The sequence below is a fragment of the Rickettsia bellii RML369-C genome (genome assembly GCF_000012385.1).
Taxonomy (GTDB): Bacteria; Pseudomonadota; Alphaproteobacteria; order Rickettsiales; family Rickettsiaceae; genus Rickettsia; species Rickettsia bellii.
In genome coordinates this window covers 1093899-1107244 of record NC_007940.1, presented here as the reverse complement: position 1 = coordinate 1107244, position 13346 = coordinate 1093899, and the positions used below count along the sequence as shown (strand labels likewise).

The following is a 13346-nucleotide window of genomic DNA, read 5'->3' as shown; positions in this document are numbered from 1 at the left end:
CCTCCTCGCAATAACGGGAATTTTCTATAAATTCACTACAAATTCAGCTTCTGTTTTGGATTTTATTTCTTCAACAGTAACGTCTTCGGCTTTTTTAGAGAGTATCATCTTATCTTTATCAATATCAAAAATTCCAAGGTCGGTAATTACTCTATTAACTACTTTAGCACCTGTTAAAGGAAAGTTACATTCTTTTAATAATTTAACACCGCCATCTTTGGCATTATGTTCCATTATAACAACTACTCGTTTGGTGTTGGCGACCAAATCCATAGCCCCGCCCATACCTTTAACCATTTTACCCGGGATAGTCCAGTTAGCAAGGTCGCCTTTTTCTGAAACTTGCATAGCTCCTAAAATAGTCAAATCAATATGCCCACCTCTAATCATCCCGAAAGAAAAGCTACTGTCAAAATAACTACTTTCTGGCAAAGCCGTTATAGTCTGCTTACCGGCATTAATTAAGTCAGGTTCCTCATCACCTACATAAGGAAAAGGGCCCATCCCAAGCATACCATTTTCACTATGAAGCGTTATAGTTACGCCTTTAGGGATATAGTTTGCCACGTTAGTTGGCATACCTATACCAAGATTAACATATAAGCCGTCCGTAAGTTCAAGCTCTGCTGTTATTTGATAAATTTGTTCTTTACTCCAAGCCATTTATTTTGCTCTTGTTGTTAGTTGCTCAATGCGTTTTTCGTATTTTTCACCGACTATTAGCCTCTGCACAAAAATATTAGGAGTGTGAATATCATCAGGATTGAGTTCACCAACTTCAACTATTTCTTCTACTTCACAAACAGTGACTTTTGCCGCACCTGCCATTACAGCGTTGAAATTTCTAGCGGTTTTATTATATAAATAACATTCCCGCTTTTATCAGCTTTATAGCCTTTAATAATAGCAAGATCAGCTTGAAGTGCTGTCTCCATTATATATTTTTCGCCGTTAAATTCTTTAGTTTCTTTATTCTCTTCTACGATTGTACCTATACCGGTTTTAGTATAGAAAGCGGGAATCCCAGCACAAGCAGCTCTAATTCGCTCGGCAAGAGTTCCTTGTGGGTTTAATTCAAGCTCTAATACTTGTATCTAAATATTGTTGTTCAAAAATTTTATTTTCCCCTACATAAGAAGAGATCATTTTTTTGATTTGTTTAGTTTGAAGAAGTAAACCAAGACCGAAATTATCAACACCGCAATTATTGCTAATAATCGTAAGATTCTGGACGTTGCTCTTAAGTAGGGCATTGATTAGATTTTCAGGGATACCGCATAGACCAAATCCGCCCGACATGATGGTCATGCCGTCATAAAGTAATCCTTCAAGGGCTGCTTCAGCTGAAGGATAGATTTTATTCATAAATTTTTTATTATTTAATACTTACTATTAAGAAATTATGGGGATTTTCATAATAAGTCAAGAATATTAACAACTTTAACTTATTAAAAAATTTACTTGTTAATTTTAGAAATATTATATATTAGAAATATTATATATAATGCCTTTCTGATAAATTAACAAATATTAATAATTATGAAAATAAGTAAATTAAGTTTAGCCTTTGCTACATGTATTTTGTCAGTAGCAGCAAATGCATCAAGCATAGATAATACCTCATCCAAGAAAGGATATAGTTATGTATTAACTTATGATAAAGATATGTCTTCTATATCAAGTAGTAATGCCGCTATGTCATTGCTCGAAGGATATCGTGCGTTAGACGATGCTATATTTTCTAATTCTGATAATATGCTATGAATATTTTAAGCTATGTCACAAGATTTACTGCTGCTTCATGGGTTATGGTTGCTAATCATGAAATAGGTGGGCATGGTGCTAGAATGAGAGAGTTTGACTTAAAAGTAACAAAGTATAAAGTTAATCCTTTCGATGGATTCACTCAATATAAGGCAAAAGATTTTGATTCTTTACAGGTTCATAAAAAAGCAGCTATAGATGTTGGAGGAATGCAAGCAAGTTATCTATTATCTGAAAATATTAAAGATAGATATATGAGCAGTAATAAAATTAACCCTACTTATGGTATAGGTTATTTTATAGCAAGATTAGATCAAGCAACTTATATTTTTGACACTAATTTTAATGAAACTGATAAAAAGGGCAATAATATTAATGCTTATACAAAACTGATGAATAGCATATATGGTGATAATTATATTACGAAAAGCAAAATGCGTTCTTATGCTTATTTAGATTTAATTGATCCATTTTTATTCTATTCTGCTTATTCATTTGTAATGAATACTAATCTTGACAATATTCCAATGATTAATTTAGGAAGAGTAAAATATTTACCGGCTACCAGAGCTATACTTGCTCCATACGGTTTAGAGCGTGGTTTAGTTAATCATTTTGTTATTGATGATAAATATATACAACTTAATATTAACTACGGAAAAAATCAAAAATTTAAGTCTTATGGTGTTGGAATTAAGGCAAATAACTTAGCAAAATTTGATTTTATTTCTTTAGGTTTAGAAGCTGCTTATTGGAACCAGCCTAAAATGCTAACTGCTACTCCTTTAAAGGAAAAATGTAAAAAAGGTGGCTTTGGAGCTGTTAATTTTGAACTTAGCTTAAATGATACATTTAAAATAGTTGGTTCAGGTGGTTATAAAACAGCAGGATTTATAGAGGGTATGCCTTTAAAATCTTCAGCTATAGTTAGAGCAGGTCTAAAACTGGATTTATAAGTCTTTTTATTGCTAAAAATTAGTCATTGCGAGGAAATTACGAAGTAATTAACGAAGCAATCTCAGGAGTATCGCATTGTTTCATGAGATTGCCACGCTCATTTCATTCGCTCGCAATGACATACGATGCTTTTTAAAATTATATTTTAATTTTTATTATAAAGTATATATTCATATGTAAGGTAATTATGATTATATATGCTAACTATTTTAGAGAAATGTTTATTTTCCCCCATCAAAGCTTTTATTAATATTCGTGAAGATACTATAGCTGCCCTTAAAAGGCTTGGTATTAGTAATATTCGTGATTTGCTATTTTATTCCCCTGTTTCTTATCAAACAAAAACATTATCACCTAATCTAACAGAGGTTAGAGAGGGGGATTTAATTCAAGTAGAAGTAATAATTGAAAGCGTTAATCTACCCAATAAAAGCCATCAGCCGCTAAGAATTACAGCAAGTAATGATACAGGTTCATTGCTATTAGTATTTTTTCATAAACCGCCTCCATTTATTTTTAATAAGCTGAAAGTTGGAAGTAAGCATACTATCAGCGGTAAAGTACAGTTTTTTGATCATCACTTACAAATTTCTCATCCTGAATTTATCGTTAATCCCAAGCTTACAAAGGAACTAGAGCCTATTTATTCTTTGACATATTTAATTAGTAACAAACAGTTATATTCATATATCATAAAAGCAATAGATATGTTTGAAGAGAAATGTAAGAATGTGCAGGATAAAGAGGTAAAGGAATATTTGGATGAAGTGTTAGAAAGTTTGAAAGGGGTGCATGCTCTTCGTCATTGCGAGGAGGCATTTATGCCGATGCGGCAATCTAGTGATGTAAAATCATTAATTTCTGGATTGCCACAGCCCCTAAAGGGGCTTCGCAATGACGATGTACATAAAAAATCCTTAGCCACTAAAGAACTCATCGCTAATCAGATATCTCTTTTTAAGGCACGTACGCAAATAGTAGGAAAGCATGGTAATATTTATCCTAAAGCAAAGCAAGTTCAAACTAATATACTAAATAGTCTTGGGTTTGAGTTAACTTCTTATCAGCAGCAAGTAATAGAAGAGATAGAAAAAGATCAGGCTAGCGGCATTGAGATGATGAGATTACTACAAGGTGATGTTGGATCAGGTAAAACTTTAGTAGCCCTGCTTACCATGACGAATGTAGCAGCCGTAGGATTTCAGGCAACATTAATGGCACCGACTGACTTACTTGCCAATCAGCATTATGAGTTTTTTGTTAGAGCTTTGAAAAATACCGATATAAAAATTGGATTACTTACCGGTAAAATACTCGGCTCAGCTAGAAAAAATATTATGATGCAGCTTGAAAATGGTGAAATTGATATATTAATTGGCACTCATGCTTTATTTCAAGAAAAAGTAAATTTTAAGAAGCTTGGTTATATAGTGATAGATGAGCAGCATAGATTTGGAGTGCAGCAAAGACTTGATCTAATAAATAAAGGTATAAACCCCGATGTTTTAGTTATGACTGCAACACCAATTCCAAGAAGTCTTGCTCTTACTATGTTTGGGGATATGACTATATCTAAGCTTCAAGGAAAGCCCAAAAATCGTCTGCCTATTGCTACAAACACTATGTCTATCAATAAAATCGAACATATTTTAGAAGCGATAAATAAGAAGCTTGTTGCAGGCGAGCGAATATATTGGATATGTCCATTGATAGAGCAAGCGAAAATCTCCGATGTCATACTGCGGCTCGACTGCGGTATCCAAAAAACAGCTAATAATGCCAATAATTTTGACTGGATCCCGTGGCGGGGTCACGGGATGACAATAGAAGCGGACAGCCTATTAATGGATGTAATGAATCGTTTTAATTCGGTTGAGAATATCTATAAGGGGTGTACTGGTATTATCCATGGTAAGATGAAAAATGAGCAAAAAGATGCTGTAATGAAACAGTTTAAGGATGGCGAAATTAAGATATTAGTTGCAACAACTGTTATCGAGGTCGGGATAGACGTGCCTGAAGCAACATTAATTATTATCGAAAATGCCGAGCGTTTCGGGCTTGCTCAGCTCCATCAGCTGAGAGGCAGAGTAGGGCGTGGTAGTTTACAATCATATTGTATATTGCTATATAACCCTAAAAGACTTGGTAAAGTTGGGCGTGGTAGATTTGAGATAATGAAGCAAACTAATGATGGATTTTATATTGCTGAGCAGGACTTAAAACTAAGGGGTAGTGGTGAGATTCTAGGTGTAAAGCAAAGCGGTGAGATGGATTTTTTCTTTGCTGATTTAGCAAGAGATTATGACCTGTTACTTAAAGCTAATAAGTTTGCTGAAATAGGTGCAAATGGTAATGCAGAGTTTATTGATTTCCAAATTAAACTATTTGCAAAATCACAGATTAGTGAGTTTGTATAAATATATTATTTGCTTTTTTTCTTTATTGTTGGTAATATGCGGTTTGTTATTTAATCCTGTCATCCCGTGGACAAGCCACGGGATGACATTAATAATACTGGCTGGGTAGCAAAGTGGTAATGCCGTGGACTGCAAATCCTCTATTCGTCGGTTCGATTCCGACCCTAGCCTCCATCTAAAATTAAAAATTTTATGGAATTTATTTCACAATTCCTAGAAATGTTACTCGCTGAGCGAGCATTATCAAAAAATTCCATACTTAGTTATAAGCGTGATTTATTAGATTTTCATAATTATCTTGCCAAGCAAAAATTATCAGAATTAAATATTACTACTGACAATATTAGAAATTGGGTTGAGTATCTAGCAGAAAATAGTTTGCAAGCTCGTTCTATTAACCGAAAAATATCAACTATAAAAAGTTATTATGAATTTTTAATTAGTGAAAACCATACTAACTTAAATCCTTTACTAAATATAGATTTACCAAAATATCAAAATAAACTTCCTGAAATATTATCTATAGATGATATTAAATCATTGCTTGAATATTGCTCGCAAGATATTTCACCTGAAGGTGCTAGGCTTAATGCAATGATTCATTTGCTGTATGCTAGCGGTCTTAGAGTCTCAGAGCTTGTTAGCCTTAAACTCAGCGATATTTTAAGTAATAAAGTGTCAAGAGAGGTAAAAAAAATATTTTCCGTGCTTGGTAAAGGTAATAAAGAAAGAATTATAGTAATAAATGAGCCGGCTATTAATAGTCTTGTTAAATATTTAGTAGTTAGAGATAACTTTGTAAATAAAACAAAACCAAAAAATCTTATTTACTTATTCCCCTCTTCAGCTGCTGCCGGTTATATGACTAGGCAAAATTTTGCTATTCTCTTAAAATCGGCTGCTCTTTACGCTGGCCTTAATCCTGAGCATATTTCCCCGCACGTATTGCGTCATAGCTTTGCAAGCCATTTGCTTGAGGGCGGAGCGGATTTACGTGTTATTCAAGAGCTATTAGGTCATGCTGATATCTCTACTACTCAAATTTACACTCATCTTCAAACTAACCATCTTAAAAAAGCGTTACTACATCATCCCCTCAGTAAAAATTAAAAATATTTTAACTATTGTATAAAATTCTTGCTAATATTTATTAACTATGCATAATATGCCTTTTTGATATTTAAGGAGGATAAATGAAATTTACTAAATTTTTTTGTATAACAGTTAAAAGTGATGATAATGAGTATGAGATAAATTATATTGCAGAACATATAATTTATAATATTAAAAGCAAGAAAATTACGTTAGAAGATTTACAAGAACTACAAAAACTATCAAATTTACCGAAACATATAAAACAATTATTTCTATTGAATTTAGAAAGTAAAATATCTGATGAAGGGTTACATGGTCTTAACGAAAAAATAATGGAGCATGCTATAAATTTATCTGTTTCTGAAGATCTAAGTTTTTTTCTACGCAAATCAGATGATTCTATATTACGTAACTTACTTTATTTAGAGGCAATAAGAAATAATTTTACCGCTGAATTTAATGAAGAAGGAGATCTAACAATTAATTTTCCTAATTCAATATTGCAGCTTTATAAACTATTAGTTAATAATTTTTATTTGAAAAAGTTTAAAGATGATGAAACTCAGAAAAAAATATATAATTTACATCAAAAAAATTTAAAAGATGAAAGTAAAGATGAGTTAGAAAATCATTATGTTAAACAGAGCTTAGCAGAAAGTACAATGTGTTTATTTATAAGTAAATATATTAATGAGCATGATCTAAATAAAGTAGTTAAGTTGCCTATATTTAAACGCAAATTAGATAATTCATTAGAATTAGGATATCCAGACAATAAAGATACTAGAGTAATAGTAGTTAATAAAGTATTAAATGATATAGATGGTATTTATATTAGTAATTTAGCATCTTCAGATATTTTAGAATCAGTAATGTATAGTAAATTAGATGATGAAATAATTACAGTAAAAGTTTTAGGAACTATTGAAACAGAATTATGACCTACGAGCTACTATCCTAAAATTTTAGTGATATAGTCAGTAAAATTTCATAGTAATTAGTTTATTACATATTTAATATAATTGTGTCATTAAGTTATTACCATATATGTTAAAAGAATCAAAGAAGAATCAAAATTCTATTACAAATAAAAATTTAGCAGATTTAGTTATTGAAGAATTAGAAAATGAGAATTTTGATTTAAAAGTTTTAGAAAAAATACAGCAAGCCTTTAGTACTGCAAGTAAGCAAAAGCAGAGAGAAGCTTTTATATCTATTATAAATACAAATCTTAAAAATAATCAGTTACATAAATTAAATAGGGCAGTAATGGAACGTGCAAGCGAGCTAATGCCGGCTAATGACCCGAATTTTGTTTGTCGTACTACTGATAATAAAATTTGGGGAGAATTATTATTATTAGAGGCAAAACGTCATGGTATGAAAGCCGAACTTAACTCCAAGTCAGAATTACAGCCTCTTAATATCAAAAATATACCTCAAGAAATATTAAACCATTATTTCGTTCTCAAACAAAAATTTTATCCCCAAAGGGATTCCAAAGACTCAATAGATAGTAGGATTGCTCAAAGTATTAATTTTCTGCTATATGCTCCTCTTTTTCGAGAAATAAAAGAATATGAGAAGTTATCTGATATGGATAAACTGATCGCAGAAAGTGACATACGAAACCCTAACGGCAAATATGTTCAAAATTTGGTAGAGAAAAAATTAGCAGCATATATAGAAAAGCATGCTAATACTCAAGAAAAATATGAGAATAAAAAAAATGAGGAAAAAGAAGCCGAAATATCTTCAATAATTGAAACATCAATAGGAAAGTTAGAGCAAAATAAAAAAATAGCTATTGAAGGTCAACAACGAGAAAAAATTAAGAGACGTATATCTAGATTTTTAGAGGAATTTTCAATTGAAGCACTAACTTCTAACAAAAAAAAGTTAATAGATATAATTCATCAAGAGCTTTATCAAAAACGATCTATATGGTCAAAAATAGCTAATTATTGTGGTATAAAATATTACAAAATTTCAAAAGAAAATCTTAAAAATATAAAAGAAGTAATAGGTAGTAAAATTTGTTACTTTACTATGAAACCGGAAGTAAGAAAGCAGTTAGAACAGCTTTCAAAAGAGCTACATAAATCAGGTGCAATAATATCTTCAGTTGATAAAGATAAGCAGAAAAACCTAGAGGAATTAAAGGAAAATTTTAAAGAATTGAAGAAATTAAAAAATCCAGTATTGCCGTCGAAAATTAAACAAACTAAATCTAAAACAAAAGCAAATCCTCCCCTGCCTAAAATCTAGAGCTTTTAATTTATGCTATACCAAAAAGACGTGAGCAAGACTTAAAAAGGTGAGGAAGCCTAAAGCATCGGTTAGGGTAGTTAGGAAGACACCAGAGCCAGCAGCTGGGTCAATATCGAAATAGTGCAGTAATATAGGAATAGCAGAGCCAAATAACCCTGCTACCAGAAAGTTTAAGATTACAGCAATAGCAAAAATTACGCTAAGATTAAGGTCCATCAGCATCACAAAGCTAAGTCCTGCACCGATAATTGCTAGCACAAAGCCGTTAAAACCCGATACGGCTATTTCTTTTAAGATTATTTTACTTACGTTACTATAATGAATATCTTTATTGGCAAGTGCTCTAACTGTTACTGTCATAACTTGCGTACCTGCATTGCCGCCCATAGAGGCTACAATAGGCATAGTAGCTGCAAGTGTTACAAGCTTTGCAATAGTATCATTAAAATGATTAATAATAAGCGAAGTCATGCAAGCGGTAATCAGATTAACAAATAACCAAGGAAATCGATGCTTTACAGTATAAAAGAAATTAAAAAAGGTATCTTGTGTATGCACACCGCTTAGCGATAATATATCCTTTTCGGCTTGTTCTTCAATAATATAGATTATATTGTCAATAGATACGCTACCAATTAATTTACCATTTTTATTGACCACTGGTACTATAGTTAAAGCATATTGTTTAAAAATGAAACTAAGTTCATTTAAATCGGTGAAACTATCAGCCAGTTTAAAATCTTTACTCATTAAATTTTTCACCAATTCATTTTTTTCATGCTTAATTAAAGTACTAAGAGAGATGATACCGATAGGACGTAGTTTATTGTCTGTAACAATAGCAGCGTGGAAGTCATTTTTGACAGTTTTTATAAAATTTAACGACTCTTTAACAGTCCAATTTTCTTGAAGATTAACAAAATCTCGCTCAATTACTCTTCCTACTGTATTTTCTGGATATGTACACCCAATAGTAATTTGATGTTTTTTTTCCTTAGAAAGATTATTTAAAATTAAATCTTTAATATCATCATCTAAGTCAATTACAACTTCAATAGCATCTTCTATATCTAGCTTATCAATTAATTCTGCTGATTTTTTAATACCAAGCGTTTCTATTATTAAAGGTTTGCTGTAAGCATTTAATGAAACCAAGGTTTCAGGTTTGATTTTGTCTTGTAGTAGGGGAATGATTATTTTATAGATTTTAGGACTTAAATTATCTAAGAAATCAGCTAAATCAGCATAATGAAGTTCTGCAAGCCTGCTAGCCGCAGCATTATAATTATGATCTTCTAATAAATCATTAATTTGATCAAAAATTTCAGCAAATTGATCATGATGATCAGGTAATATGCTTTTGAACATACTGAAATTAGGCATAATCCCTTACCTATAGTCAATTGATTTGAACGCATGTAGCAGGTTGTTCATCGTCTTGCCTATTATTATAAGCTCTACCCTCACGCCTGTCACAAAATTCAACTGAATTGACTATAATAGTCTGGCTTGCAGACCTATTTAATTATAATTATTTGCTGGTTAGCTAGGTTTAACGTAGAATGGTGTACGATTTGTTAATCAATATAAATTACAGAACAAAAATAAGCAATAGTTTTTTAACTATACTCAATAATAGAGTCTCGTTTATCTACTCTTTAAATTTATTAAATGTATACTTATAATAGAAAAGCTTGTATAATACTCTCTTATTAGTTACAATAATAAAATTATGTCAGATAGAAAAGAGCATGATAAGTTTTTTCAGCAAGCTTTAGCAAATCCATTAATAGCTAAAGAATTCTTTGAGGAATATTTACCAACTGAAATAAAAGTTTTATTCTTGCCCTCTACTTTGAAATTGGAAAATGATAGTTTTATAGAGCCAAGCTTAAAAGAAACTATTACAGATGTTTTATATTCTGCTAAAATTAATAATAGAGATGGTTATATATATATTTTGTGTGAACATCAAAGTAGTTCTGACCCTCTTATGGCTTTTCGCCTGTTTAAATATATGTTAAATATTGCTGAAAGACACTTAAATTCGCATCCCGATTCTAAAAAGTTTCCTTTTATATATCCGTTAGTATATTCAAATGATCATAAAAAATATACTGCTCCTTTAAACTTGTGGGATTTATTTGAAAATAGCGAGCTGGCAAAAGAAACTTGGAGCAACGATTATCAACTAATCAACTTGTTTGATATTCCTGATGAACAATTAAAAGAAAGACCTTGGCTTGCTCCTTTACAAATTCTAATGAAATATATAAATGAGCATGATTTATTACCAAGATGGAAACAACTAGCCAATACTTTACCAGAGTTTGCTGACTCTAATAGTGGAGTTGATTATGTACAACTAGAATAAAAGAAAATGATAAAATAGAATTAGAAAAAATACTTAAATCACATTTAAATCCTGAATTAGGAGCAAATATTATGGGAAATTTAGCACATCATTGGGAGCAACAAGGTATTGAAAAAGAAAGAGCTAGAAGTAGAATAAAGATTTAAAAAGAAAAAATTACTATAGCTAAAGAAATGATGGCTAACAAAGAGCCGCTAGAAAAAATTATAAAATATACTAAGTTAAAAAAAGAAGAGATTGAGAAGTTAAAATAATATAGCAAATATTATGGAAATTTAGCACATCATTGGGAGCAACAAGGTATCGAAAAAGAAAGAGCTAGAATTAAAAAAGAAAAAATTATTTTAGCTAAAAAGATGTTAGTAAAAAATAAGCCTTTAGATCAAATAATAGACTTTACAGGTTTAACTAAGAAAGAAATCGAAAAACTAAAATAACAATAATATAAAAAATTATAAGAGGTTTAACATAATAGATTAAATAGTACTAAATAACTAATCATAATACATAATTTTCATTATTTAATATTTCTCAAAGCTAAATAATATTGACAAAACTAACGTATTAAATGCATACTTAAATTAATAATTTTTATTAAGATATTAGAAAGAAATTTATGAATAAGGATGAAGAATTATTAATTGAGGCAATTGAAAATGATGACTTAAAAGAAGTTCAAAAATTATTACAAGAAGGTGTTGATCCTAACATATTAGATGAAGACGATAAACCTTGTATTTTATCTGCCATACGGAATAAAAATTTAGATATTGTTAGTGTTTTATTGGAAAATGGAGCTAATCCTAATGCAGTTGACGCTGATGGAGAACCTATAATTTCAGCTGCTATTCGTACAAAACGATTAGATATTATTAATATCTTATTAGAAAATAGAGCTGATCCTAACTTACAACCTCCTAGAAAGAACACGATTTTATTAAAAGCTATCCAAAGTAATAATTTAGATATAGTAAATGCTTTCTTAAATAAAGGAGCTAATTTGAATGCATTAGATATAAGCGGATATCCTATTTTTTTAAAAGCTATAAAAAGCGAAAATTTAGAGATAATTAATGCTTTATTAGAAAAAGGAGCTAATCCTAATTTAGTTGATAAAGATGGAAGCCCGCTTTTATTTACAGCTATAAATACTAAAAATTTAGATATAATTGATGCTCTAATAAAGATGGGTGCAAATGTTGAAGCTAAAAATAAAGACGGCAATACTGTTTTAAATGTTTTATTAGAACGCAGAGGAAATGTAAATATAATTTCACTATTAATAGAAAATAGCCAAGATAAAGAAAAAATCTTTAATTTAAAAAATAATAACGGTGAAACTTTTTTACATTTAGCAGCCCAGCAAGGAAATAGTAAAATATTTGATAAATATTTAGATTATTACCCTACAGTCAATATTACTGATAAAGCCGGATATACTCCTTTATATTGGAGTAAATTATTAGGTCATACAGAAATTTCTAATAAGCTAATTGAACGTGCAGAAGAATTAAAGGAAACGGTATATACAAAAGTTACGAGAACAAAATTTTTTGAAAATCTACCATCAATACCTAAAATTGCAGTAAGCTATAATTCTAAAGTTAGAGGGGAAACTTCAGAAGCAACACGTAATAAATTAAAATATCAGTATTGTAATGTCGAAGATATCGATTACAGAAAAATAGTACCAGAATCGGCTAATGCAGAGAAAAAAATCAATGAAGAAATAGTAAACGAAGCGAAAAGAAAAGCAAAAGAGTTTTTAGCTGATAAAGATGCTTTAGTGATCCCTGGTAATAATTCCTCAGTTGATCCTAAAATAGCTGAGCATTTTGGAGGACAGGTAAACCTAGAAAAAAATAAATTTGATTTTGCCCGCTCTCTTGCTGAAATGGCTATGCTAGAAGTTGCTATAGAAAAAGGTATGCCGATAATGGGGATTTGTGGAGGACATCAAATTATTAATGCCTATCTTAAGGGAAAAATAGACGAAGTATCAAAACATAAACATGATTCAATAATTATTGAGCCTGATTCAGAATTAGCATCAATAATAAAAAGAAATTCTCCTACAAAAGATATTTTAAATCAAGAATTTTGGGGTATGCATAATGATAAAGTACAAGAAATAGGTGGAAAAAATAGATTAATAGATAATAAAGATTTGTTAAAAGTAACCGCAACAAACGAACATAGAGAAATTGAAGCAACAGAATCACAATTTGGTGCACCAATTCGTACTTTTCAATTTCATCCTGAAATGTCAAAAACTACATACTCAAATGCAGAGATAATACGTGATAAAAAAATTTTTGCATCATTTGTACAGTCAGCAGAAACATTTATGAATAAGAAAAGTCTAGGAGCAGATATAAAATTTAAAGTACCGGTGAAAAAAAGTTTTACAGAAATGGTTTTAAACCGAAAAGAGCAGCAGAATAATCAGAGAGGTATTTAATTGA

General features: G+C 30.6%; 10 protein-coding genes, 1 tRNA gene and 2 pseudogenes. 10 read left to right on the top strand and 3 right to left on the bottom strand.

Going from position 1 to position 13346, the window contains the following annotated elements; all coding sequences use genetic code 11:
* Positions 1-24: 24 nt before the first annotated feature.
* Both RBE_RS05235 and RBE_RS05230 read right to left on the bottom strand, forming a co-directional pair.
* The gene (locus RBE_RS05235) at positions 25-663 is read right to left on the bottom strand and encodes a 3-oxoacid CoA-transferase subunit B (RefSeq protein WP_011477668.1); all 639 of its coding nucleotides are present in this window, start codon (positions 661-663) and stop codon (positions 25-27) included.
* A pseudogene (locus RBE_RS05230) lies at positions 664-1365 on the bottom strand (CoA transferase subunit A).
* 174 nt (positions 1366-1539) lie between these two features.
* On the opposite strand from RBE_RS05230, the gene RBE_RS09295 reads away from it, so the two are divergent.
* From RBE_RS09295 to RBE_RS05190, 7 genes are all read left to right on the top strand, one after another.
* Entirely contained in the window at positions 1540-1764 is a 225-nt protein-coding gene (locus tag RBE_RS09295) for a hypothetical protein (RefSeq protein ID WP_012151834.1), read from the top strand.
* The gene (locus RBE_RS09290) at positions 1761-2720 is read left to right on the top strand and encodes a hypothetical protein (protein WP_011477665.1); all 960 of its coding nucleotides are present in this window, start codon (positions 1761-1763) and stop codon (positions 2718-2720) included. The genes RBE_RS09295 and RBE_RS09290 overlap by 4 nt, the downstream gene beginning before the upstream one ends.
* Before the next feature lie 198 nt (positions 2721-2918).
* The gene (locus RBE_RS05210; RefSeq protein ID WP_011477664.1) at positions 2919-5141 is read left to right on the top strand and encodes an ATP-dependent DNA helicase RecG; all 2223 of its coding nucleotides are present in this window, start codon (positions 2919-2921) and stop codon (positions 5139-5141) included.
* Positions 5142-5240: 99 nt separating this feature from the next.
* A tRNA-Cys gene (locus RBE_RS05205) sits at positions 5241-5315 on the top strand.
* 18 nt (positions 5316-5333) lie between these two features.
* Complete coding sequence (locus tag RBE_RS05200) at positions 5334-6251, top strand: site-specific tyrosine recombinase XerD (RefSeq protein WP_011477663.1); 918 nt, start codon at positions 5334-5336, stop codon at positions 6249-6251.
* An 83-nt stretch (positions 6252-6334) separates the two neighbouring features.
* A complete protein-coding gene (locus tag RBE_RS05195) occupies positions 6335-7177 on the top strand; it encodes a DUF5410 family protein (RefSeq protein ID WP_011477662.1) in 843 nt (280 codons plus the stop codon).
* A 106-nt stretch (positions 7178-7283) separates the two neighbouring features.
* Positions 7284-8504 (top strand): DUF5410 family protein, encoded by a 1221-nt coding sequence (locus RBE_RS05190; protein WP_011477661.1) that lies wholly within the window; start codon positions 7284-7286, stop codon positions 8502-8504.
* Between the two features lie 15 nt (positions 8505-8519).
* On the opposite strand, the gene mgtE is transcribed toward RBE_RS05190, so the two are convergent.
* Positions 8520-9890, bottom strand: a complete 1371-nt coding sequence (gene mgtE / locus RBE_RS05185; RefSeq protein ID WP_011477660.1) for a magnesium transporter — start codon at positions 9888-9890, stop codon at positions 8520-8522.
* Positions 9891-10239: 349 nt separating this feature from the next.
* Between mgtE and RBE_RS05180 the strand changes: the two genes are divergently transcribed.
* The 3 genes and pseudogenes from RBE_RS05180 (at position 10240) to RBE_RS05170 (ending at position 13342) form a co-directional block, all read left to right on the top strand.
* Positions 10240-10881, top strand: coding sequence for an Rpn family recombination-promoting nuclease/putative transposase (locus RBE_RS05180; RefSeq protein ID WP_011477659.1), 642 nt, complete (start codon positions 10240-10242; stop codon positions 10879-10881).
* A 71-nt stretch (positions 10882-10952) separates the two neighbouring features.
* A pseudogene (locus RBE_RS09640) lies at positions 10953-11135 on the top strand (transposase).
* A 362-nt stretch (positions 11136-11497) separates the two neighbouring features.
* Positions 11498-13342 carry an ankyrin repeat domain-containing protein gene (locus tag RBE_RS05170; RefSeq protein WP_011477658.1) on the top strand — a complete coding sequence of 615 codons (1845 nt, stop codon included), beginning with the start codon at positions 11498-11500 and terminating at the stop codon, positions 13340-13342.
* Positions 13343-13346: the final 4 nt, after the last annotated feature.

Excerpts from the sequence above, each read along its gene's own strand:
- RBE_RS05235 (WP_011477668.1), bottom strand. The coding sequence starts at position 663 with ATGGCTTGGAGTAAAGAACAAATTTATCAAATAACAGCAGAGCTTGAA.
- RBE_RS09295 (WP_012151834.1), top strand. The coding sequence starts at position 1,540 with ATGAAAATAAGTAAATTAAGTTTAGCCTTTGCTACATGTATTTTGTCA.
- RBE_RS09290 (WP_011477665.1), top strand. The coding sequence starts at position 1,761 with ATGAATATTTTAAGCTATGTCACAAGATTTACTGCTGCTTCATGGGTT.
- RBE_RS05210 (WP_011477664.1), top strand. The coding sequence starts at position 2,919 with ATGCTAACTATTTTAGAGAAATGTTTATTTTCCCCCATCAAAGCTTTT.
- RBE_RS05200 (WP_011477663.1), top strand. The coding sequence starts at position 5,334 with ATGGAATTTATTTCACAATTCCTAGAAATGTTACTCGCTGAGCGAGCA.
- RBE_RS05195 (WP_011477662.1), top strand. The coding sequence starts at position 6,335 with ATGAAATTTACTAAATTTTTTTGTATAACAGTTAAAAGTGATGATAAT.
- RBE_RS05190 (WP_011477661.1), top strand. The coding sequence starts at position 7,284 with ATGTTAAAAGAATCAAAGAAGAATCAAAATTCTATTACAAATAAAAAT.
- mgtE (WP_011477660.1), bottom strand. The coding sequence starts at position 9,890 with ATGCCTAATTTCAGTATGTTCAAAAGCATATTACCTGATCATCATGAT.
- RBE_RS05180 (WP_011477659.1), top strand. The coding sequence starts at position 10,240 with ATGTCAGATAGAAAAGAGCATGATAAGTTTTTTCAGCAAGCTTTAGCA.
- RBE_RS05170 (WP_011477658.1), top strand. The coding sequence starts at position 11,498 with ATGAATAAGGATGAAGAATTATTAATTGAGGCAATTGAAAATGATGAC.